Below are 21,032 nucleotides of genomic sequence, written 5' to 3' on the forward strand. Positions count from 1 at the left end.
ACGCCTTGTAGAAGTGGTGCATTTCGACTTAGCGGCATCCACGGGGCAGACTTGTACCATGAGCCACACTTCTGCCGAATCTGTCACTAAAACTGCCGAATCCGAAGAGCAGTTCTTTACGCTGTGGACCGTCTTCAAGCGGTCGGGCGATGTCCTGCGCAGCGCCGACGCTGTTCAGGATTTCGAGCAGCTGGCTGCCAAGCTTGCCGAGGACGGCGTCGTCCTTCGCGGAAGCTACGACGTCTCCGCCATGCGCTCCGACGCCGACATCATGGTGTGGCTCCACGGCGCCAAGCCTGAAGCCTTGCAGCAGGCCGTGCGTGATATCCGCCGCAGCGCGCTGTTCGCCGGCACCGAGATCGTCTGGTCCGCCATGGGCGTGCACCGCGAAGCCGAATTCGCCAAGAACCACGTTCCTGCCTATGCGCGCGGCGTCGAGCCCAGCACGTGGCTGTGCGTTTACCCGTTCGTCCGCTCCTATGAGTGGTACATCCTGCCTGCCGACGAGCGTGGCAAGATGCTGCGCGATCACGGCATGCTCGGCCGCGACTTCCCCCAGGTCATTTCCAACACCGTATCCTCCTTCGCCCTGGGCGACTGGGAGTGGATCCTGGGCCTCGAAGCACCCGAACTCGTTGACCTGGTGGACCTCATGCGCCACCTGCGTGCCACCGACGCCCGCAACCACGTCCGCGAGGAAATCCCGTTCTACACCGGCCGTCGCATCACCGCCGCGGAGATCGCCGAGGTCCTCGCGTGAGCGGCCGCCACTCCACGGGCCCGGCCAGCCTCACCGAGGTCAACGACGTCACCGAGGCCGGACGCATGGCTCCCAAAGAGTACGACGCCGTCCTCCTCGCCTCTTTCGGCGGCCCCGAAGGCCAGGACGATGTCATTCCCTTCCTGCGCAATGTGACCCGTGGCCGCGGCATCCCCGATGAGCGCCTTGAAGAGGTGTCGCACCACTACCGTGCGTTCGGCGGGATCAGCCCCATCAACCAGCAAAACAGGAACCTCAAGGCCGCCCTTGAAGCGGAGTTGGCCTCACGCGGCATCAGCCTTCCCGTGCTGTGGGGCAACCGCAACTGGGATCCTTACATCCCGCAAACCCTCCAGGAAGCCTACGACGCCGGCCACCGCAAACTGCTGATGGTCACCACGAGCGCATACTCCTGTTACTCCAGCTGCCGCCAGTACCGCGAGGACATCGGCATCGCGCTGACGGAGAGCGGCCTTGACGGCAAACTCGAAGTGGACAAGGTACGCCAGTACTTCGACCACCCAGGCTTCGTCGAACCCTTCGTGGAAGGAACGGCTGCAGGACTTGCGGAGGTCAAGGAGAAACTGGCTGCGGCCGGTCTCCAGGACGCTCCGGTGCACATCCTGTTTGCGACGCACTCCATTCCAACCCGTGACGCCGAAGCCGCCGGGCGTTCGGACGCCGAGCCCCGCGAGTTCGAGCAGGACTCTGCCTACGTCGCCCAGCATTTGGCTTCCGGCGCCGAGGTGGTTCGTCGGGTTGAGGCCGAATCCGGGCTCACCGCTCCGTGGTCCTTGGTGTACCAGTCACGTTCCGGCGCGCCGAGCGTTCCGTGGCTTGAGCCGGACATCAACGATGCCATCGAGGAACTGGCCGGCCAGGGAGTCAAGGGCGTCGTGATCGTCCCCCTCGGCTTCGTTTCCGACCACATGGAAGTGGCCTGGGACTTGGACACCGAGGCCTTGGAAACCTGCAAGAACCTCGGAATCGCCGCGACCCGCGTTCCCACCCCGGGAACCCACCGCACGTTTGTCTCCGGCCTGGTGGATCTCATTTGCGAGCGGACGGTAGCCAACAATATCGCCGATCGCCCCGCGATGACCGGGCTCGGGCCGTGGTACGACATCTGCCGTCCGGGCTGCTGCGCCAACTTCCGTGGGGAGAAGCCCACGATTGCGGGTGCGGACACCTCGGTCGGCACGGGGCATGATGCCTACCCCGCAGGAGAAAGCGCGAAATGACCGTTCGGATCGGCACCCGCGCGAGCAAGCTCGCGCTCACCCAAAGCCAGCAGGCCGCGGACCAGCTGGCCGCCGTCGGCGGCTTCCCCGTCGAACTGGTGCGCATCAAGACCGAAGGCGATGTCCGGACGGGTTCCCTGTCCCAGATGGGCGGCACCGGAGTGTTCGTCGCCGCTCTTCGCGACGCGCTGTTGGAGAACGCATGCGACGTCGCCGTGCACTCCTTGAAGGATCTCCCCACGGGTGCGGCGCCGGGGCTCACCATTGCGGCAACGCCGAAACGCGTCGATGTCCGGGACGCCTTGTGCGCCCGTGACGGCCTCAAGTTGGCGGACCTTCCGGCAGGCTCCAGGGTCGGTACCGGATCGCCGCGCCGCGCCGCCCAGCTGCGCGCCGCCCGCCCGGATCTCGACGTCGTGGACATCCGCGGCAACGTGGACACCCGGCTGGGCCGCGTTCCGGGGCTCGCCGGCAACGCGGAAGATTCACCCGGCGACCTCGACGCCGTCGTCCTCGCCGCGGCGGGACTGGAACGGATCAGCCGGCTCGACGTCGTGACGGAGTTCTTCGAAACCGACGTCATGCTTCCAGCGCCCGGACAAGGCTCGCTCGCGATCGAGTGCCGCACGGCTGACGCGCCCGGACAGTCCGACTCGGCCGAAGGTTCCCAGGGTGCACTCGCACAGGCCCTGGCCGCACTGAACGATGAAGACACCCGGCTGGCCGTCACGGCGGAGCGGGCCGTCCTGGCCCGCCTCGAAGCCGGCTGCGCTGCGCCCGTGGGCGCCTACGCTTACCGCAAGGGGAGCATGCTCTATCTGGAAGCGGTGGTCTGTGCCGTCGACGGGAGCGCGTCCGTGCGCGAGAAAAAGGCCAGCGACGGCCTCACTGAGGTGGGCGCCACGTTGCTGGGCATCGAAGTCGCCGAACTCCTCCTCTCCGCGGGCGCCGCGGACATCACAGATCTTGCAGCTTCCCGATAACCGGAGCCACCAGGAGACCATGGGACGGCACAGTGCAGTGAAGTCGGGGGAGGCCCGGGTCCTTGAAGGCGCCCGGGTCCTTGTGACGCGCAGCCCGGATCGTGCCGCGCCCCTCGTCAGCGCCCTGCGTGAGGCCGGCGCGGAGCCGCTCCTGTTGCCCTTGATCGACTTCGAACGAGCCCGCGACCAGCACTCCCTCGAGGTCGCTTTGGACGCCCTCCGTGCCGGGGCGTACGGCTGGTTGGTGGTCAGCAGCATCACCACGGTGCGTGCCCTGAAGGAAAAGGCGGCCGAGCGGCGCTTGGAGCTGAAGGAACTGATTCCGGATTTTGTCCGGATCGCGACGATCGGTCCGTCGAGCCGGCGGGTCCTCGAAGCGGAAGGCCTTCCCGTGGACCTCGCACCGGAGGACGTCCAGTCGGCCGCGGGACTCGTCTCCGTCTGGCCGACAGGGCCGGCCAATGTGCTGTTGCCCCAAGCTGACATCGCCGATGCGACGTTGGCGGAGGGGATCGAGGCCAAGGGAGCCGCAGTCCAGGCAGTGACGGCCTACCACACCGTGGACTACCCGGCGGCCCCCGGACGCAGGCTCATTGCTGCCTTGGTGGCTGCGAACGGCTGGCACACGGGAAGCGGATCCGGGGCCCCGGAGCTCACCCCCGACGACGCCAAAGCCGAACTTTCCGGCGGCCGGCTCCACGCCGTCGTCGCCGCTTCACCCAGCGCGGCACGCCGCATCCACGCCTCGCTGGCTCCGCTGCGGGATTGCCGCTTCATTGCGATCGGGCGCTCGACGGCGGCAGAGGCTGCCGCTCTCGGCATTCCAGTTGCGGCAACCGCCAAGGAACCCACACCCGCCGGCATCGTGGCCGCCCTACGCACCGTATTCGACACCGAAGGGAACGAAAGTTGAGCTTTCCAAACCACCGGCCCCGCCGGCTCCGCACCACCCCCGCCATGCGCCGGATGACCGCCGAACACCGCTTGGCGCCCGCTGACCTCATCCTGCCGGCCTTTATTCGCGAAGGACTCAGCGAACCGGCTCCGATCAGCTCCATGCCCGGCGTCGTCCAGCACACCACGGACTCGCTGAAGCGCGCCGCCGCAGAAGCCGTGGAGCTGGGCGTCAGCGGCATCATGCTGTTCGGTGTTCCCGCCGTCCGCGATGCCCGCGGCACCGCCTCCCTGGATCCCGATGGCGTGCTTAACAAGGCCATCCGCGACGTCCGTGCGGAAGTGGGCGATGACCTGGTGGTCATGGGCGACGTGTGCCTCGACGAATTCACCGACCACGGCCACTGCGGTGTCCTGGACGCCAACGGCTACGTGGACAACGACGCCACCCTCGAAATCTACGCCCAAATGGCTGTAGCACAGGCCGACGCCGGTGCCCACGTCCTGGGGCCGTCCGGGATGATGGATGGCCAGATCGCCGTGATTCGCCAGGCCCTTGAAGAAGCCGGACACCGGAACACCGCGCTCCTGGCCTACGCGGCGAAATACGCCTCAGCTTTCTATGGCCCCTTCCGCGAAGCCGTGGACTCGCAGCTCAAGGGCGACCGCCGGACGTACCAGATGGATGCCGCAAACCGCCGGGAAGCCATCATCGAGGTGGAACTCGACCTCGAAGAGGGCGCTGACATGGTGATGGTCAAGCCGGCCATGAGCTACCTCGACGTCCTGGCCGACGTCGCCGCCATGAGCCCGGTCCCCGTGGCGGCCTACCAAATCTCCGGTGAATACGCCATGATCGAAGCGGCTGCCGCGAACGGCTGGATTGACCGCCGCGGCGCCATCACAGAATCCGTGCTCGGCATCAAACGGGCCGGCGCCGACATGGTGCTGACGTACTGGGCGTCCGAGCTCGCCGGCTGGCTCAAGGAGTCCTGATGACCGAAACCCCTTCCGCTCCGACGGCTCCGGTGGGTGCTACGGAGATCCTCCTCGGGCTGAACACTTTCGGTGACGCCGGGGTGGACGCCGACGGCAGTCCGAAACCGCACGCCCGGGTATTGCGGGAACTGTTGGCGGAAGCGGAACTGGCGGACGCCGTCGGGCTTCATTCCTTCGGGGTGGGGGAGCACCACCGGCGCGACTTCGCTGTCTCGGCGCCCGAAGTGTTCCTCGCGGCCGCGGCCGCCCGGACAAGGCAGATCAAGCTCGGTTCGGCCGTCACCGTGCTCAGCTCCGACGATCCCATCAGGGTCTTCCAACGTTTCTCCACCGTTGACGCGCTCTCCAACGGGCGGGCAGAAGTGATGCTGGGCCGCGGCTCGTTCGTGGAATCGTTCCCGCTGTTCGGCCTGGACCTGGCCGACTACGAAGTCCTGTTCGAGGAGAAGCTGGAGCTCTTCGACAAGGTCCGGGCGCAGAAGCCCGTGCATTGGGAAGGCCGCACCCGGCCGAACGTGAGTGGAATGAGCGTCTTTCCGCCGCTGGAACACCACTTGTTGCCGACGTGGATCGGTGTGGGCGGAACCCCCGAGTCGGTGCTGCGCTGCGCCCAATACGGCTACCCGATCATTTTCGCCATCATCGGCGGGGAACCGCGCCGCTTTGCCCCGCTGGTGAATTTGTACCGCGAGGCAATGGGGAAGTATAGACACCCCATGCAGCAGATTGCCACGCATTCGCCCGGGCACGTCGCTCCGACCGACGAGGAAGCCCGCGAGGAGTTGTTCCCGCATTGGCTGGCCCAGCGCAACCGTATCGGCGCCGAACGCGGCTGGGGACCGGCGAGCAGGGGCGAGTTCGACGCCATGTGCGGCCCGGAGGGGGCACTCTATGTCGGCTCGCCGGAAACGGTTGCCCGGAAGATCGTCTTGCTGAAGCGGAACCTCGGCGTGGACCGTTTCGACCTCAAATACAGCAACGGGACGCTGCCCCACGAATCCATGATGCGCTGCATCGAACTCTTCGGCACCGTGGTGGCCCCACTCGTGGCCGGGCAGCTCGCCGGTGCCTGAACCCCGGTAGCCGCCCTCGCCGGTGCCTGAACCGCTCCTCATCCCTGAAAGAATGGACACCATGAGTTCAAACACCCCTGTCTCCGACCAACTGTTCGACCGCGCCCGCTCCTTGATGCCCGGCGGCGTCAACTCTCCGGTGCGCGCCTTCGGATCCGTCGGCGGCACTCCGAAGTTCATGGTTTCCGCGCAGGGTCCGTACCTGACCGATGCTGATGGCCGCGAATACGTGGACCTCGTCTGCTCATGGGGCCCGGCGCTGCTGGGTCACGCGCACCCGGCCGTCCTTGACGCCGTCCACGCCGCCGTCGACCGAGGCTTGTCCTTTGGCGCGTCCACGCCGGATGAGGCAAACCTCGCCGCGATCGTCAAGGAACGCGTCTCCGCCGTCGAACGCATCCGCATGGTGTCCACGGGCACCGAGGCCACCATGACCGCTGTACGCCTGGCCCGTGGCTTCACTGGCCGCAACCTGATCGTGAAGTTCGCCGGCTGCTACCACGGCCACCTCGATGGACTGCTCGCCGCGGCCGGCTCGGGCCTTGCGACCATGGCGCTGCCCGGTTCGGCCGGCGTCACTGAAGCCGCCGCCGCTGAAACCCTTGTCCTGCCGTACAACGACCTCGGCGCGGTGGAAGCCGCTTTCGCCGCGCACGGCAACAACATCGCCGCCGTCATCACGGAAGCCGCTCCCGCCAACATGGGCGTCGTGACACCGGGCGAAGGCTTCAACGCTGGGCTGTCGCGCATCACCCGGGAGCACGGTGCGCTGTTGATCCTGGACGAAGTGCTCACCGGGTTCCGCACCGGCTACGCGGGTTACTGGGGCCTCACGGGGCGCCAGGAAGGCTGGATGCCGGACCTGCTGACCTTCGGCAAGGTCATCGGCGGCGGCATGCCGACGGCGGCGCTCGGCGGACGTGCCGACGTCATGGATTACCTTGCCCCCCTTGGTCCGGTGTACCAGGCAGGAACGTTGTCCGGGAACCCGGTGGCCATGGCCGCAGGCGTCGCCACCCTGACACACGCGACTCCGGAGGTCTACGACTTCGTGGACACCCGCTCGCTGGAACTCTCCGCGGCACTCTCATCGGCGCTGGACACCGCCGGCGTGGACCACTCGATCCAGCGCGCCGGGAACCTCTTCTCCGTGGCCTTCGGCACGTCGGCCAACGGCGTCCACAACTACGCCGACGCCCAGGCCCAGGACGTCTTCCGCTACGCACCGTTCTTCCACTCCATGCTGGACTCCGGCGTCTACCTGCCGCCGTCGGTCTTCGAAGCGTGGTTCCTGTCCGCTGCCCACGACGACGCCGCCATGAACCGGATCTTTGACGCACTCCCGGCCGCAGCCAAGGCGGCCGCGGAGGCCACGGCCTTGTAAACGGCGCTTTTCCCATGTTTTGCAGGCTGCTCCTTACCCGTAATGCTCGGGCGGGAGCAGGCTGTGGGCAACGATCGAATCGACAAGGCGATGATTCATCTGCTCAAATCGTCCAGAATTTCACTGCTCATTCTCTTCGCCCTGATGGCCGGGGCGTTTGCCGGAATAGCGCACGCCGACACTCCTGAACCGGGGGTCAGGGCCGTCGGAGACCCGCCCCCGACGCCAACTACTCCACAGGCCGCCCCCACGCCCGGGTTTTTGACCTCTCCAGGGGGATCGCCGGAGGCCCCTGCTCCGCCGGCCGGGCCTTCCGAGCCGCCGCTTCCTCCGCACCCGACGCCGGAACAGCGGCTCGCGGGTTTGACCCTGGAGCAAAGGGTGGGGCAGCTGTTCATGGTGGCAGCCAAGGCCGACGGGAGCGATGCCGGCACCGTGGCAGATCTCCTGAACAACCACGTGGGCAACATATATCTGGCCGGACGCAGCCAGGCAGGCCTTGCGGCGACGGCATCAGTGGTGGCAAAGCTGAAGGCAGCCATTTCGCCCGCGGCGAGCCGAGGGTTGCCGCTGTCCGTCGCGACGGACCAGGAGGGCGGTTCTGTTCAAGTCCTTAGGGGACCCGGATTCGAGCCTATTCCCGCAGCCTTGGACCAAGGCAACTCAAACCCCGACCAGCTACGCGCCGACGCCCGGCAATGGGGGTCGGAACTCCTGCGGGCCGGAGTGAATGTCGATCTGGCGCCCGTACTGGATACGGTACCCAGCCCCGAATTCGCGCCCTCGAATAAGCCCATCGGCGTCTTCAAACGCGAATACGGCTTCATCCCGGCTACGGTGACCGAACACGGGAACGCTATGGCGGCCGGATTGCGGGACGCCGGGGTGGCGCCGGTGGCGAAGCACTTTCCGGGAATGGGACGTGTCCGCCTGAACACCGATGTCAGCACGAACGTGCACGACACCGAAACAAGCCGGACGGATCCCTACCTGATGCCGTTCAAGGCTGCGATCGACGGCGGGCTGCGGTGGGTCATGATTTCGAACGCCTACTACGACAAGATCGATCCCGACCACGCGGCGCCGTTTTCGTCCGAGATCATGCGCACCATGTTGCGGACGGACGCAGGGTTCACCGGAATCATCGTGTCCGACGATTTGTGCAACGCCGTGCAGCTGTCGCCCTGGAGCGTGGGGGACAGGGCGACGAATTTCATCAGCGCGGGCGGCACCATGGTCCTGTGCGCGGATACCGCTTCAGTTCCGGCGATGTATGCCCAGGTCCTGCAGCGGGCGCAGGCCGATCCCGACTTCCGTAAATCCGTGGATGCCGCGGCCCTGACTGTCCTTCAAGTGAAGGCCGGGAAGTGAGCCGGATGCGAAAAATCCCCGGCTGCGGACGGGCTCACCGCTGTGGGCGTCCCGTCCGCAAGCCGGGGATTCTCCGGTAAGTCCTAGAGCACGTCCGAAAGGAAGCCCTTCAGGCGATCGGTCCGCGGTTCGGTGAAGAGCTGTTCCGGCGATCCGCTCTCTACGACGACGCCTGCATCCATGAACGTCACGGTGTCCGACACGTTCCTCGAGAAGCCCATTTCGTGGGTTACCACCACCATGGTCATGCCTCCCTTGGCCAGATCGGTCATGAGTGCGAGCACGCCTTTGACCAGCTCAGGGTCCAGGGCCGACGTTGCCTCGTCGAAGAACATGACCTCGGGCTTCATGGCAAGCGCCCGCGCAATGGCGACGCGCTGTTGTTGCCCGCCCGAGAGGTTGGCTGGCCGGGCGTCGGCTTTGTGCTTGAGCCCCACGAGGTCCAGTTGTGCCAAGGCATCTTCCCGGGCCTGCTCCTTGGACATTCCGCGCAGCTTCCGGAGCGCGAGGGAGATGTTCTCCGCCACGGTCTTGTGCGGAAACAGGTTGAACTGCTGGAAGACCATGCCGATTCTCCGGCGCAGTTCGTCCGGGTTGTCCTTGAGTACCGAACGGCCATCGAGCAGGATGTCACCCTGCTCGGGTTCGATCAACCGGTTCATGACGCGCAGGAGCGTGGATTTACCTGAGCCGGAAGGGCCGATCACGGAAGCCGTAGTGCCCTTCTCGACGTGCAGGTCGATGCCGCGCAGGACATGGTTGGACCCGAAGGACAGATGGATGTTTTTTGCTGTCAGTGTTCCTGACGCGAACTCGCTCAAGCGTGGGCTCCCTTCCCGACGACGGCGGCTGCCTCGTCCGGTTCCTTCTTCTCCGGCCGGCCCGAACGCAGGCGGCGGTCAATCCAGTTCACGAAATGCGTCAACGGAATGGTCAGTGCCAGGTAGAAGATGGCTGCCGCCACATAGGGCGACAGGTTTCCGCTGGTGGAGGCAGCGTCCTTGCCGATCTGGAAGATCTCGCGCTCCGAGGCCAGCAGGCCCAGGAGGAAGACCAGCGACGACTCCTTGATCAATGCAATGAATTGGTTGACCAACGCGGGCAAGACCCGCCGGACGCCCTGGGGAACCACCACAAGCCGCATGGCAGGGCCGTAGCCGAATCCCAAAGCACGCGTGGCCTCGAGCTGGCCCTTGTCCACGCTCTGGATACCGGAACGGAAGATCTCGCCGATGTACGCCCCCGACATCAGCGACAGCGCCGCGATGGCCATGGGGTACGGGCTCGTGGAGCCCGTCAGCTGGCGAATGATCGGGCCGAATCCGAGACCGATCACGAGGATGGTGAGCACGGGCGGCAGCCCACGGAGGATATCCGTGTAGACGCGGGCGATCCACCGGGCCACCGGATTCCGGGATATCCCCATAAGGGCGAGCAGCATGCCGAGCACCGTTCCGATGACACCGGAGGTGACGGCCAGGACGAGCGTGTTCGGCAGGCCGACTGCGAACATCTTGGGGATGACTTCGCCCATCGCCTTCCAATCGAGGAAGGTCTCAGAGAGCAGTTTGAAGATATCCATGGAAGCCTGGGTTACTTGGCCGGGATCTGGACGGCCTTGCTGCCCGGCTTCCAGCCCTGGGGAGTCTGCTCCGCTTTGGTCGGGCGGTCTTTGTACCACTCGGCCGTCAGCTTGGTCCAGGTACCGTCCGCGATCACGGCGTCAAGGCCGGAGTTGAGGGCGTCGATCAGGGGCTGGTTGTCCTTGTTCACGGCCCAGGCGGTGAAGTTCTGGGTGTTGACGACCTTTTCGGCGATCTTCGTGTTGTCGCCGTCCTTCACCTGGCCCGTGGCCTGCTGCGACGGGGCGACCCAGGCATCAACCTGACCGCTCTTCACGTTGGCGTAGACCGTGTTGTAGTCGGGGAAACGGACGGGCTCAAGCTTGAGCGTGTTCGTGACGTAGTCGTCCTGGACGGTGCCCTGGACGACGCCGATGCGGACGTCGGACTTGAGGTCTGCGAAGCCCTTGACCTTGGAGTCGGTCTTGGTCACGACGGCCATGTAGCCGAAGTCGTAGCCATTGGTGAATCCGACCGTTTCGCGGCGCTTGTCCGTGGTGGAGATCGAGGAGGAGCCGACGTCGAACTGCTTGTTCTTGACCTGGGACAGCAGCGCGGAGAAGTCAGTGGAAGCGAACTCGACCTTGAGGCCCAGCTTGGCGCCAACGGCACGCAGGAGTTCGTTGTCGTAGCCGGTGAACTTGCCCGAGGGATCGATGAAGATGTTCGGCGGGGCGTCCGAGAGCGTGCCGACGCGCAGTGTGCCGTCGGTGATCAGGCCCAGCTTGGACTTGTCGATCTTGTCCAGCGGGGTGACGTCCTTGGTGGTGTACTTGTCCAGCGTCTTCTGGTCGCTGCCCTGGAGGGCGTCGGTGGGCGAGGCGCTGCCTGTGCTGCCGGCTCCGCCACCGCAAGCGGCGAGCGAGACGGCGAGAACTGCAGCCACGGGGACAGCAGAGAACCACTTCAGGGCTTTGATTTTCATCAAGCAAATCACTTTCATCGGGGAACACGCGTTCGTATCGAGACGGGCGGGGAACGCGGCCAAAGCAGGTTTGGGCCGCAATATCAGAACTCGACCCGCCAAACTTAATTATGTCATCCGCCTATTCAGCGGAAAATTGACGGCGATAAGACGCGTGATTCCAGAAAAATCCGAATTAAGTTCAATGCATTATGCGGATTGCCCCTGAAGTGCCGCACTCGCTGGCATTGAGGGGGAATTGGTGACTGACGCCCAGCTGGCTTTCAGGCAGCAAGTGCAGTGTGACGTGCATCCCATCATGCGGACGATGGGAAAGCGTCCGGTCCGTGGACCGGGAAACTTTAGAAGTCTCCTCCGCTGGCGTCTTCCGGGGGGAGAACCGGCCAATTGCCTTCGATGACGGCTGTTGGTTTGGTCTTGCGCAGGTAGCTCTGGAAATCGGCGGCCTGGGCAGCCGCCCAATCAACCTGCAGGTGGTGCAGCTTGGAAGCGGGCATGTGCAGCTTTGGGAACTTGCCGGCCATGGCATCAAGGACACGCAGGGTGGCAAGGGCGTCCGCGGCGGAAGTGTGGGCGTTGTCCAGGTTCACGCCGTACTCTTCGCACAGCGCGGTCAGGGTCCGCTTGCCTTTGCGGTACCGGTCAACCTGCTTGTTCATGACGTAGGGGTCAAGGACCGGGAAACGGGTCAATTGCGGCACGCCGTATCGTGCTGATTCGGCGGCCAGGACCGTGAAGTCATAGCTGGCATTGAACGCAATGACCGGCACGCCGTCGTCGAACAGTTCCTGGAGCGCGGCAGCAACTTCGCGCGTCACGTCTGCCGCCGGTCGGCCTTCGGCCCTCGCCTTTTCCGTGGTGATCCCGTGGATCTCGCTGGCCTCCAAGGGAATCTCCGTACCGGGATCCGCCAACCATTCGAGCTCCTTGACGACGCTGCCGTCGTCGTCCACTACGGTGACCGAAGCGGTGACGATCCTGGCCGAACGGGAATTCCGTCCCGTGGTCTCGAGGTCGAACGCGGCGCGGGGGAGGGTGTTCCAAGAGCTCATGCTTCAACGCTACCGGCGCCCTACGACAAGAACCGGACCGACACTCCTTCTGCGCCGATCCGGGGGTCCATGCCGATAGGCTGGTGGCATGCGGATGGAGTTTGTGACGGCGGTGCTGGCCGTCGTGGATCTCATGCCGCCCGGCGTTGCCGTCTCCTACGGGGATGTTGCCGAGCTTCTTGGTTCAGGCGGTCCCCGCCAGATCGGATCGGTCATGAGCCACCATGGGAGCACGGTGGCTTGGTGGCGGGTACTGCGTGCAAGCGGCGAGGCGCCCCCAGGGCTTGAGTCAGAAGCGCTGCACCACTACGTGGACGAGGGAACACCGCTGCACGGCGCCTACGCGGAATACCTGCGGACTGGCGAGGGCCGCTGGCGGGTTGACCTGGCGCGTGCCCGGTGGGCTCCGACGGACCGGGACTTCGACAGTATCGATGCGATCTCCGAACAACTCGAGCGTCAGCTCCATAAATTGTCGGTGCCCGATGATGAAATGACCGTGTGAGTCCAACACCGACACCCCAAGCAGCATCGCAGGAAGCAACAACATCGCCGCGGCAGGCGCAATCCCGGCACTCGCCTGCCCGCTTGCGCCTGCTTCCCCCTCGCGAGGTCCGCTACGCAGCCCCGGAGTTGTCCGCCGACCAAGCTGCCGTCGTCGGGCTCCCGCACGGATCCGGGCCGGTCCTGGTGCCGGGGGCGCCGGGCACCGGGAAGTCCACCGTGCTGGTGGAAACCGCCGTCCGGCGGGTTCAACGTGACGGCGTGGATCCGGAACGGATCCTGATTCTCGCACCCGGCCGGCATGCGGCGTCGGCGCTGCGGGACACCTTTACGGGGCGGCTGGACCGGAGCTTGAGTACGACGCCGGCGCGCACCTGGGCGTCATACGCCTTTGACCTGATCCGGCGAGCCAAAGCCGAGGGCGTACTGCCGCTTCAGCGGCCACCCAAACTGCTCTCGGGACCGGAACAGGACCTCATTATCAAGGAACTGCTGGAAGGGCACGCCCGGCCGGGCTTTGAACTTCCATGGCCGCAGGACTTGTCCGCGGCGTTGCCCACGCGGGGTTTCCGGCAGGAGATCCGGCAGCTCTTCGACCGGATCATCGAATCCGGACGGACTGCGGAAGATCTCACGTCGCTTGCCTACGAATGCGGCAGGCCGGACTGGATTGCCGCAGCGGACCTCTATTCGGAGTACCGCGACGTCCTGGACCTGCGCATGCCGGAAGCCTTTGACCCTGCCGGAATCATTACCGCGGCGCGGCAGATCTTCCAGGACTCGCCCGGATTCCTGGCGGCCGAGCGCGAACGGTTGCAGTTGATCCTCGTGGATGACGTGCAAGAGGCGAATCCCGCCGTGTTTGAATTGCTCGCGGATATCGCGGAAGGAAAGGACGTCTTGGTGGCGTCCTCTCCGGATACCGTGGTCCAAGGGTTCCGCGGCGCACGCCCCGACCTTGTCTCCGAACTGCCGCGGCTTCTCGGCGGCCTCGCGGGCACCGTGCGGGAGCTTCCGCTATGGCACACACACCGCCACCTCCCCGACGTCGCGAAAGCGTGGACCGGTGTGGCAGCGCGTATCTCGCAGCGGGCCGGGGGCCAGTTGGCCCGGCGTCTGGATCCCCTTCCCGCATCGGCGGAGGAGGCGCCTTCGGGCAAGGCGCGGGCCGCGGGCCGGGTGGAAGCACATGTGCTTCCCTCCACAGTCCACGAGTTGCGCTACGTGGCTCAACGAATCCTCGAAGCACAGCTGCGCGAGAACCACGAGTTCGGCGACATCGCAGTGATCGTGCGCAACGGTGGGCAATTGGCGCAATTGCAGCGCTATCTAAGCGGCCAAGGAATCCCGGTCCGCGTCCCGGTCGCGGATTCCGCGGTCCGTGATGAAGTGGCTGTTCGCCCCCTGCTTGAGGTGTACGGAGTGGTGCTGGATACCGCCAAGCTGACGCCCGAGTCCGCCGTCTCCCTTCTCACGTCGAGGATCGGCGGGGCTACAGCCATCGAGTTGCGCCGCCTCCGGCAATCCTTGCGCCGGGAGGAGCTGCTGGGCGGAGGCGGTCGGTCCAGCGATGCGTTGCTCGTTGAAGCTTTGCTGGAGCCCGGAGCGCTGGGGTCCTTGGGTATCGAGGGCAGCTCGGCACGGCGTTTGGCCCGCATGATCGCGGCAGGACGTGCTGCGGCCGCCGAACCCGGAGCCAACGCGGAGACGGTGTTGTGGGCTTTGTGGCAAGCCACCGGGCTGGCTTCGCGCTGGACCGAAATGGCGCTCGACGGCGGCGCGGCCGGCGCCCGCGCGGACCGGGACCTCGACGCCATGATGGCCCTGTTCCACACCGCCGAGCGCTATGTCGACCAGCTTCCCGGCTCCGGTCCCGAACAATTCCTGGAGTATCTGCTCAGCCAGGAACTCCCCATGGACACCCTTGCCGCCAGGGCACAGGTGGAAGAAGCAGTGGAGCTCATGACGCCGGCCAGCGCAGCCGGGCGGGAATGGGCCGTGGTCATCGTCGCGGGCCTCCAGGAAGGCGTCTGGCCCAACACCAGGCTCCGGGGTGAACTCCTCGGGAGCACTTTGTTTGCCGATGCGGTGGAGCATGGGGTTGAACATGCCTTGCAACGGGGTCCCCTCAGCAGGCTGCGGGATATCCGCTACGACGAGCTGCGCAGCTTCTCCACAGCCGTTTCACGTGCCCGGGAAGTCCTCATCTGCACGGCGGTCTCTTCCGAAGACGAGCAGCAATCTGCCTTTCTTGATTACGTGGCGCCCTTGGAACCGGGACAGTACCTACGTGAGTACACGCCGGTGGGCCGGCCCATGACGCTGCGCGCCCTGGTGGCCGAGCTCCGGCAGCGCGTTCAGCCGGACGACGTCGCGCTTGGCCGCCCGGGCGTGGCCGAGGATGCCGCCGAAGCTGCGCGCGTCCTGGCACACCTTGCCACCGCGGAGCCCGCCGTGCCGGGCGCACATCCGGATTCCTGGTGGGGACTGGCGCCACTCAGCAGCGAGGAACCGGTGGTGCCGGCAGAGGGCACCGTGTTCGTTTCTCCGTCGAAGGTGGAAACGGTGCACAAATCGCCGTTGGATTGGTTCGTCCAAGCGGCCGGGGGAGAAGCCGCCACCGACTTTGCCCGCAGCCTGGGCACCTTGGTCCATGCAATTGCCCAGGAACTGCCGGATGCTTCCGGCGCTGAGTATGTCGCCGAGCTGGTGCGCCGCTGGCCGACACTGGGTATGAAGGACAACTGGGAAGGCCGGCTGGACTTCCAACGGGCAGAGCAGATGGTCCGGAAACTCGCCCAATACGTCCTGGTCATGCGGAGCGAAGGCCGAAGCCTGGCCGGGGTCGAAGCGGACTTCGAGGTCCCCCTTCCGGAGGTGCGCCTGGGCCACGTTGGCGAGGATTCCGATGCTGTCCGGAACGCCGTGCTCCGGGGACAAGTGGATCGTCTGGAAATAGACGCAGAGGGCAGGCTGGTGATTGTCGACCTCAAGACGGGCAAACGGCAGCCGGGCAAGGCCGAACTCGCCAGGCACCCCCAGCTCGGTGCCTATCAGGCGGCCGTGTTGCACGGGGCGTTCCAGGAAACCGTTCCAGGATCCGTTCCTGGCGGTGCCGTGCTCGCACAGCTGGGGACCAAGACGAAGACTCCGGCGGTCCAGGTGCAGGAGCCCCTGGATCCGGGAGATAACTGGGCACAGGACCTTGTCAGCGAGGCCGCTGTGCTCATGGCCGGAGCAAGCTTCGAAGCACGTCACGATCCCTCAAAAGGCAGCCACGGAGGCCACGGCTGCCGGCTACCCGATATTTGCCCGTTGTGCGCCAGGGGAAAGCAGGTCACTGAATGAGCGTCCAGACACTCGCAGGAATCGAGGCGGAAGAGTCCGCCGCGGTTGGCGCGGTCTTGCCGGAACCCCGGTTTTCGCCCGGCGAATTGGCCGATATCCTCGGCGAACGGAACCGTCCGACGGAAGAGCAGTCCGCCATCATTGCGTCGCCGTTGACCCCCCGGTTGGTCATCGCCGGAGCCGGATCCGGGAAAACCGCAACCATGGCAGACCGTGTGGTGTGGCTTGTGGCGAATGGATGGGTTCGCCCTGAAGAGGTCCTGGGCGTCACCTTCACCCGGAAGGCGGCAGGGGAGCTGGCCAGCCGTATCCGTGCCAAATTGGCCACCCTGCAACGCATCGCGTCGCCGGGCAACGGGCAGTACGGCTTCCCGGAGGGAGTCGCGGGTTCCGATGAGCTTGAACCCAAAGTCTCCACTTACCACTCCTACGCCAGCGGCATCGTGTCCGACTACGGCTTGCGCCTGGGTATTGAGCGCGATGTGGTGCTGCTCGGCGGCGCCCAGGCCTGGCAGCTGGCGAGCGAAGTGGTTGAAGCGTACGACGGCGACTATGAGCACTTCAGCGCTGCCAAGTCCACCTTGGTCAACGCCGTGATGCAGTTGGCCGGCGAGTGCGCCGAACACTTGCGAGAACCGGCCGAGGTTCAGCGTTGGTTGATGGACCGCGTGTCCGAATTCGCGCAACTGCCCTATACGTCCGCGGCGAAAAAGAACCCGTCCCAGGCTGCGGGCGATCTCGGCGCCATGTTGCGGACCAGGGCCAGCGTCGCGGACATGGTGGGGCGTTACCAAGAGGCCAAGCGAAACCGCGGAGTCCTCGACTTTGGCGACCTCGTGGCGCTCGCTGCGAAGATTGCCCAGGACATACCACTGGCAGCTGCCACCGAACGGGCCCGCTACAAGGTGGTGTTGCTGGATGAATTCCAGGACACCTCACACGCGCAACTTGTCCTGTTTTCCCGCCTGTTCGGGGGAGGTCATGCCGTGACGGCGGTGGGGGATCCCAACCAGTCTATCTACGGATTCAGGGGTGCTTCGGCCGGCCAACTATTCCACTTCGTCCAGGAATTTCCGGTCCGGGTGGAAGATGGCTTCGGAACGGCATCCCTTGCGACGGCACCCACCTCGTACCTGACCACTGCCTGGCGGAACGGGCGCAGCATCCTGGCCGCCGCCAATGTCATCTCTGCGCCGCTCAACAAGGCCGCCGCCACTGAAGGAGCCCCGGGCTCCAGGGCCGAAGACACTGCTGTGGCCGTGCCGCCGCTGCAACCGAGCCCGGCGGCCGTGGACGGCAATGTTGTCCTCGGACGTTTTGGCACGGACGAAGACGAAGCCGCGGCGATTGGGCGGGATGTCCGCCGTTATCGGCGCACCGTCTTTGAAACCGCGGCCGACGGTACGCCGGTTTCCCCCACCATGGCAGTACTTTGCCGCCGTCGGGCACAGATGGAATGCTTGCGGCGTGAATTCGAGGTCCAAGGGATTCCGTATGAAATAGTCGGCCTCGGCGGACTCCTCGACACCCCTGAAGTGGTGGATCTCGTGGCGGCGCTCCGGGTCCTCGCGGATCCCGGCCGTTCAGATGCGCTGATGCGTTTGCTGGCCGGGGCCCGGTGGAGGATCGGGACTGCGGATTTGATGGCTTTCCGCGACTGGTCCCAATTCCTGGCCAGGCGGCGATCACAAGGCGCTACGGTGGACAGCGGTGCCGGAGACGAGGCGTCGGGTGCGGACGAAAGCCCGATGGAGACGGTCGTCGAAAGCGACATTACGGATGCAGCCAGCCTTGTGGAAGCGCTGGACTTCCTGCCGCGTCCAGGATGGACTTCCGGCCATGGGCGCTCCCTCAGCGCGGCAGCCTTGGACCGGCTTGGCCGCTTGTCTGCGGAGCTTCGGAACCTGCGGGGGTTCATCGGAGATGATCTGACCACGTTGATCGGCGAGGTGGAGCGCGCCATGCTGCTGGACATTGAGGTCGCTGCGAAGCCCGGGACGAGCATCCACCAGGCCCGCCGGAACCTGGACGCGTTCCATGACGCCGCGGCGGGTTTCCTGCAGACTTCACAGCGCGTGGACCTGCTGGCTTTCCTGGGGTGGCTTGAAGCGGCCGCAACAGAAGAAGGCGGACTCGACATGGCCGACGCCGAGGTGAACCACGAGGCCGTGCAATTGCTGACCGTCCATGCCTCCAAAGGCTTGGAATGGGACGTTGTCTTTGTCCCCGGCCTCAATGCCGGGGCCTTCCCGAGCAACCGGGACTCCCGGTGGAGCAGCGGTACCGCGGCCCTGCCATGGCCGCTCCGAGGCGACCGGGCGGATCTCCCCCAATGGGATCTGGACCAGCCGGACCAAAAGGGCTGGCTTGACGCCGAAAAGGACTTCAAATCGGAAGTCCAGCACCACGGCGAGGCCGAAGAGCGGAGACTCGCCTACGTTGCCTACACCCGGGCAAAGTTCGTCCTGTGGGCATCGAGCGCCGCGTGGAATGGTTCCCGGGCCGGGATAGCCGAGACTTCGCCCTTCCTTGCTGAGCTGGCGTGCCTTGCCGGCGAGGCAGGCAGCGATTCCGGTGGAGCATCGGCCGCTGCCATCCACCCCCAGTCCCTCAGCGAAGACGCGCTGCCCACAGAGAGCCCCCTGACTGTCGGCACCGAGGTGGCGATCTTCCCCTATGATCCGCTCGAGGGCCCGAGCGACCCTCGAACGGGGGAACGGCTCCGCTTGGTCCCCGGCCGGCGGGCCGCCATGGAGGCGGCGGCGACCAGGGTCAGGAACGCCGTCGACGGACTGCAGAAGGATTCGCCGCTGGTCATGGACGCCTCGCTGGGCTCACTCCGCGGGGCGGCGGCCGGCTGGGCCGCCGAAGCGGAGTTGTTGTTGGAACGGCAACTGCGGCGGAAGCCGGTCCAAGACGTCCATTTGCCCGGACACATCTCGGCATCGATGTTCGTCGACCTGGGAGACGATCCGGCCGCTGTCCTGGGCCAGCTCCGGCGCCCGGTGCCCCGGCAACCCGGGATCTCGGCACGCAAAGGCACCGCCTTCCACTCCTGGGTCGAGGAATACTTCGGAACCACAGGAATGCTGGATCTCGACGAAGCGCCCGGCTCTGACTCCCACATCGACGAAGCCTACGGACTTGATGACATGGTGGCGACGTTCAGTAGTTCAGAATGGGCCCACCGGTCCCCGGCCTTCGTCGAAGTTCCCGTGGAAACGAGGATCGGGGACGTCGTGGTGCGCGGACGGATTGATGCTGTCTTCCGCGGGGCGGACGGCACATGGGAACTGGTGGACTGGAAAACGGGCAGGCGCCCGTCCGGCAGGCAACTCAAGACCCGCGCCGTGCAGCTGGCGGTGTACCGGCTGGCATGGGCGCGCCTCAAGGGTGTGCCGTTGGAGCACGTCAGCGCAGCGTTCTACTACGTTGCCGATGACGCTGTGGTGAGGCCCCACGACCTGGGCACGGCCGAAGAACTGGAGAACATCATCGCTTCCGCGCTGGGCCACTGAAACCGCTGGGCAACTGAAACCACCGCAGCCAAGCCGGGACGGACTAGTGGTCCTTGGCGTCCTGCAACGGTGCGGGCTCCACTACTTGGAGGGCCGTCGTCGAGGTGTCGTCTGATTCGGACGGCGCCTCGGGTGCCGGGGCTGTCCCGTTTGTCGATTCTCCCGAACCGTCCTCGGCGGCGACGCCCGTGGCAGCTTCCCCGAGGGGTGCAACCGTGACTGACGGCGTTGCCGCGGCAGTTTCCGGACGGGCCGCGGGAAGGTCGTCGTCAGCAGATTCCGGGATGGCTGTGACACTTACCGTGGGCTTCGCTGAGTCGCCCTCAGCGGCCGCGGCTTCCGAAACCATGACAACTGCGGGTGCCGCAAGCGCGTCCGCAGCGGCAAGCTCCGCGGCTGCGGCCTCGGCCTCCTCGGCTGCCAACGCGTTTTGCTGTTCGATGTCGTCGGCGAGGGACTTGAGCATCGCCTCGGCTTCTGCCGTCATTTCACTGTGGCCGGCCGCCAAGGCCTTGACGAGATACTGGGCCAGGGCGAATTCGGCAAGGAGCGCCGAGCGTCGGAGCAGGTGGCCGTCCGGAGTGTCGCGTCGGGCTTCCGTGTAGTGCCGCATGACGGATTCCACGAATCCCTGTTCGTTTGACGCCACGAGCCAGGCAAAGTCATCGGCGGGATCGCCGATGCGCAGATCGGTCCATCCCGTCACGGCCGTGACACTGTCGCCATCGACCAGCAGATTGTCTTCGTGCAGATCGCCGTGGACCACGCACGGGTTGAAGCGCCACAACGCCACATCCTCGAGTGCGTGCTCCCAGCGACGCAGCAGGGCGGGCGGTATCTTGCCCGTTGTGGCAGCCTGGTCCAGCTCGTTCAACTTGCGCTGGCGGAATTCGTTGGCCGTGTAGCTGGGAAGGTCGGCGTTGTTCACGAGCGATTGGGGGAGGTCGTGGACGGCGGCCAGCGCCGCACCGATCTCCTTGGCCAAGGAGTCACTGCAGGTGGACAGTTCTTCGATGCTGCGCGTGGCCCCGGCCAAGTGGGCATAGACAAAGGTGCTCAGCGCGCCTTGGCGCACCGTTCCGGCGACAGTGGGCATCAGAAAAGGCAGTTCGGCCCGGATTGCCGGCGCGAAAGCCCGCAGAATCATGAATTCGGTTTCCAGCCGCGCGCTGGCTTCCGGATGGCGTGGCGAACGGACGCGCCAACGCTTGCCCTCGGAGTCCACCAGGAGCGCCGAATCGAAATCGGCAGCATCATCCGGGGCAGAGGCGGCAGCCATCGGCGTCAGGCCGGGCACCGCCGCAGTAGCTACAGCGGCCAGTTCGAACGGTGTTCTTCTCACGTCTTCCACGGTAGAT

General features: G+C 65.7%; 16 protein-coding genes. 11 read left to right on the forward strand and 5 right to left on the reverse strand.

All coding sequences use genetic code 11. The features are described from left to right. Nucleotides 1–58: 58 nt before the first annotated feature. From hemQ to QRN45_RS01420, 8 genes are all read left to right on the forward strand, one after another. Complete coding sequence (gene hemQ / locus QRN45_RS01385; RefSeq protein ID WP_264636657.1) at nucleotides 59–760, forward strand: hydrogen peroxide-dependent heme synthase; 702 nt, start codon at nucleotides 59–61, stop codon at nucleotides 758–760. Nucleotides 761–825: 65 nt separating this feature from the next. Continuing rightward, entirely contained in the window at nucleotides 826–2,001 is a 1,176-nt protein-coding gene (locus QRN45_RS01390; protein WP_264637963.1) for a ferrochelatase, read from the forward strand. Next, nucleotides 1,998–2,984 carry a hydroxymethylbilane synthase gene (gene hemC / locus QRN45_RS01395; protein ID WP_284762244.1) on the forward strand — a complete coding sequence of 329 codons (987 nt, stop codon included), beginning with the start codon at nucleotides 1,998–2,000 and terminating at the stop codon, nucleotides 2,982–2,984. Before QRN45_RS01390 ends, hemC begins: the two co-directional genes overlap by 4 nt. 19 nt (nucleotides 2,985–3,003) lie before the next feature. Continuing rightward, nucleotides 3,004–3,897 (forward strand): uroporphyrinogen-III synthase, encoded by an 894-nt coding sequence (locus QRN45_RS01400; RefSeq protein WP_264636655.1) that lies wholly within the window; start codon nucleotides 3,004–3,006, stop codon nucleotides 3,895–3,897. After that, nucleotides 3,894–4,874: a porphobilinogen synthase gene (hemB, locus tag QRN45_RS01405; protein WP_264636654.1), complete on the forward strand. Its 981-nt coding sequence runs from the start codon at nucleotides 3,894–3,896 to the stop codon at nucleotides 4,872–4,874. Before QRN45_RS01400 ends, hemB begins: the two co-directional genes overlap by 4 nt. Then, nucleotides 4,874–5,950, forward strand: coding sequence for an LLM class flavin-dependent oxidoreductase (locus QRN45_RS01410; RefSeq protein WP_264636653.1), 1,077 nt, complete (start codon nucleotides 4,874–4,876; stop codon nucleotides 5,948–5,950). The genes hemB and QRN45_RS01410 overlap by 1 nt, the downstream gene beginning before the upstream one ends. 61 nt (nucleotides 5,951–6,011) lie before the next feature. After that, nucleotides 6,012–7,334 (forward strand): glutamate-1-semialdehyde 2,1-aminomutase, encoded by a 1,323-nt coding sequence (gene hemL / locus QRN45_RS01415; RefSeq protein ID WP_264636652.1) that lies wholly within the window; start codon nucleotides 6,012–6,014, stop codon nucleotides 7,332–7,334. Between the two features lie 63 nt (nucleotides 7,335–7,397). Then, a complete protein-coding gene (locus QRN45_RS01420) occupies nucleotides 7,398–8,705 on the forward strand; it encodes a glycoside hydrolase family 3 N-terminal domain-containing protein (protein ID WP_264636651.1) in 1,308 nt (435 codons plus the stop codon). 83 nt (nucleotides 8,706–8,788) lie between these two features. Here the strand turns inward: QRN45_RS01420 and QRN45_RS01425 are convergent, their stop codons facing one another. From QRN45_RS01425 to QRN45_RS01440, 4 genes are all read right to left on the reverse strand, one after another. Next, nucleotides 8,789–9,526 carry an amino acid ABC transporter ATP-binding protein gene (locus QRN45_RS01425; RefSeq protein ID WP_264636650.1) on the reverse strand — a complete coding sequence of 246 codons (738 nt, stop codon included), beginning with the start codon at nucleotides 9,524–9,526 and terminating at the stop codon, nucleotides 8,789–8,791. Beyond that, complete coding sequence (locus QRN45_RS01430) at nucleotides 9,523–10,287, reverse strand: amino acid ABC transporter permease (RefSeq protein WP_264636649.1); 765 nt, start codon at nucleotides 10,285–10,287, stop codon at nucleotides 9,523–9,525. The genes QRN45_RS01425 and QRN45_RS01430 overlap by 4 nt, the downstream gene beginning before the upstream one ends. Nucleotides 10,288–10,298: 11 nt before the next feature. Continuing rightward, on the reverse strand, nucleotides 10,299–11,252 hold the full coding sequence (locus QRN45_RS01435; protein ID WP_078108336.1) for an ABC transporter substrate-binding protein: 954 nt from the start codon (nucleotides 11,250–11,252) through the stop codon (nucleotides 10,299–10,301). Nucleotides 11,253–11,593: 341 nt separating this feature from the next. Continuing rightward, entirely contained in the window at nucleotides 11,594–12,304 is a 711-nt protein-coding gene (locus QRN45_RS01440; protein WP_264636648.1) for a 3'-5' exonuclease, read from the reverse strand. 88 nt (nucleotides 12,305–12,392) lie between these two features. Here QRN45_RS01440 and QRN45_RS01445 point away from each other — a divergent pair, with 88 nt between their 5' ends. The 3 genes from QRN45_RS01445 to QRN45_RS01455 all read left to right on the forward strand — a co-directional run bounded on the left by QRN45_RS01445 (nucleotide 12,393) and on the right by QRN45_RS01455 (nucleotide 19,674). Next, nucleotides 12,393–12,809 carry an MGMT family protein gene (locus QRN45_RS01445; protein ID WP_078108338.1) on the forward strand — a complete coding sequence of 139 codons (417 nt, stop codon included), beginning with the start codon at nucleotides 12,393–12,395 and terminating at the stop codon, nucleotides 12,807–12,809. Between the two features lie 83 nt (nucleotides 12,810–12,892). Further along, on the forward strand, nucleotides 12,893–16,156 hold the full coding sequence (locus QRN45_RS01450) for an ATP-dependent helicase (protein ID WP_264637962.1): 3,264 nt from the start codon (nucleotides 12,893–12,895) through the stop codon (nucleotides 16,154–16,156). After that, nucleotides 16,153–19,674 (forward strand): ATP-dependent helicase, encoded by a 3,522-nt coding sequence (locus QRN45_RS01455; RefSeq protein WP_284762247.1) that lies wholly within the window; start codon nucleotides 16,153–16,155, stop codon nucleotides 19,672–19,674. Before QRN45_RS01450 ends, QRN45_RS01455 begins: the two co-directional genes overlap by 4 nt. A gap of 43 nt (nucleotides 19,675–19,717) precedes the next feature. Here the strand turns inward: QRN45_RS01455 and QRN45_RS01460 are convergent, their stop codons facing one another. Beyond that, on the reverse strand, nucleotides 19,718–21,016 hold the full coding sequence (locus QRN45_RS01460; protein WP_264636646.1) for a macrolide 2'-phosphotransferase: 1,299 nt from the start codon (nucleotides 21,014–21,016) through the stop codon (nucleotides 19,718–19,720). Nucleotides 21,017–21,032: the final 16 nt, after the last annotated feature.

The sequence above is a fragment of the Arthrobacter sp. efr-133-R2A-63 genome, assembly GCF_030209795.1.
Classification (GTDB): domain Bacteria; phylum Actinomycetota; class Actinomycetes; order Actinomycetales; family Micrococcaceae; genus Arthrobacter; species Arthrobacter bambusae_A.

Excerpts from the sequence above, each read along its gene's own strand:
- hemQ (WP_264636657.1), top strand. The coding sequence starts at position 59 with ATGAGCCACACTTCTGCCGAATCTGTCACTAAAACTGCCGAATCCGAA.
- QRN45_RS01390 (WP_264637963.1), top strand. The coding sequence starts at position 826 with ATGGCTCCCAAAGAGTACGACGCCGTCCTCCTCGCCTCTTTCGGCGGC.
- hemC (WP_284762244.1), top strand. The coding sequence starts at position 1,998 with ATGACCGTTCGGATCGGCACCCGCGCGAGCAAGCTCGCGCTCACCCAA.
- QRN45_RS01400 (WP_264636655.1), top strand. The coding sequence starts at position 3,004 with ATGGGACGGCACAGTGCAGTGAAGTCGGGGGAGGCCCGGGTCCTTGAA.
- QRN45_RS01410 (WP_264636653.1), top strand. The coding sequence starts at position 4,874 with ATGACCGAAACCCCTTCCGCTCCGACGGCTCCGGTGGGTGCTACGGAG.
- hemL (WP_264636652.1), top strand. The coding sequence starts at position 6,012 with ATGAGTTCAAACACCCCTGTCTCCGACCAACTGTTCGACCGCGCCCGC.
- QRN45_RS01430 (WP_264636649.1), bottom strand. The coding sequence starts at position 10,287 with ATGGATATCTTCAAACTGCTCTCTGAGACCTTCCTCGATTGGAAGGCG.
- QRN45_RS01435 (WP_078108336.1), bottom strand. The coding sequence starts at position 11,252 with ATGAAAATCAAAGCCCTGAAGTGGTTCTCTGCTGTCCCCGTGGCTGCA.
- QRN45_RS01440 (WP_264636648.1), bottom strand. The coding sequence starts at position 12,304 with ATGAGCTCTTGGAACACCCTCCCCCGCGCCGCGTTCGACCTCGAGACC.
- QRN45_RS01445 (WP_078108338.1), top strand. The coding sequence starts at position 12,393 with ATGCGGATGGAGTTTGTGACGGCGGTGCTGGCCGTCGTGGATCTCATG.
- QRN45_RS01455 (WP_284762247.1), top strand. The coding sequence starts at position 16,153 with ATGAGCGTCCAGACACTCGCAGGAATCGAGGCGGAAGAGTCCGCCGCG.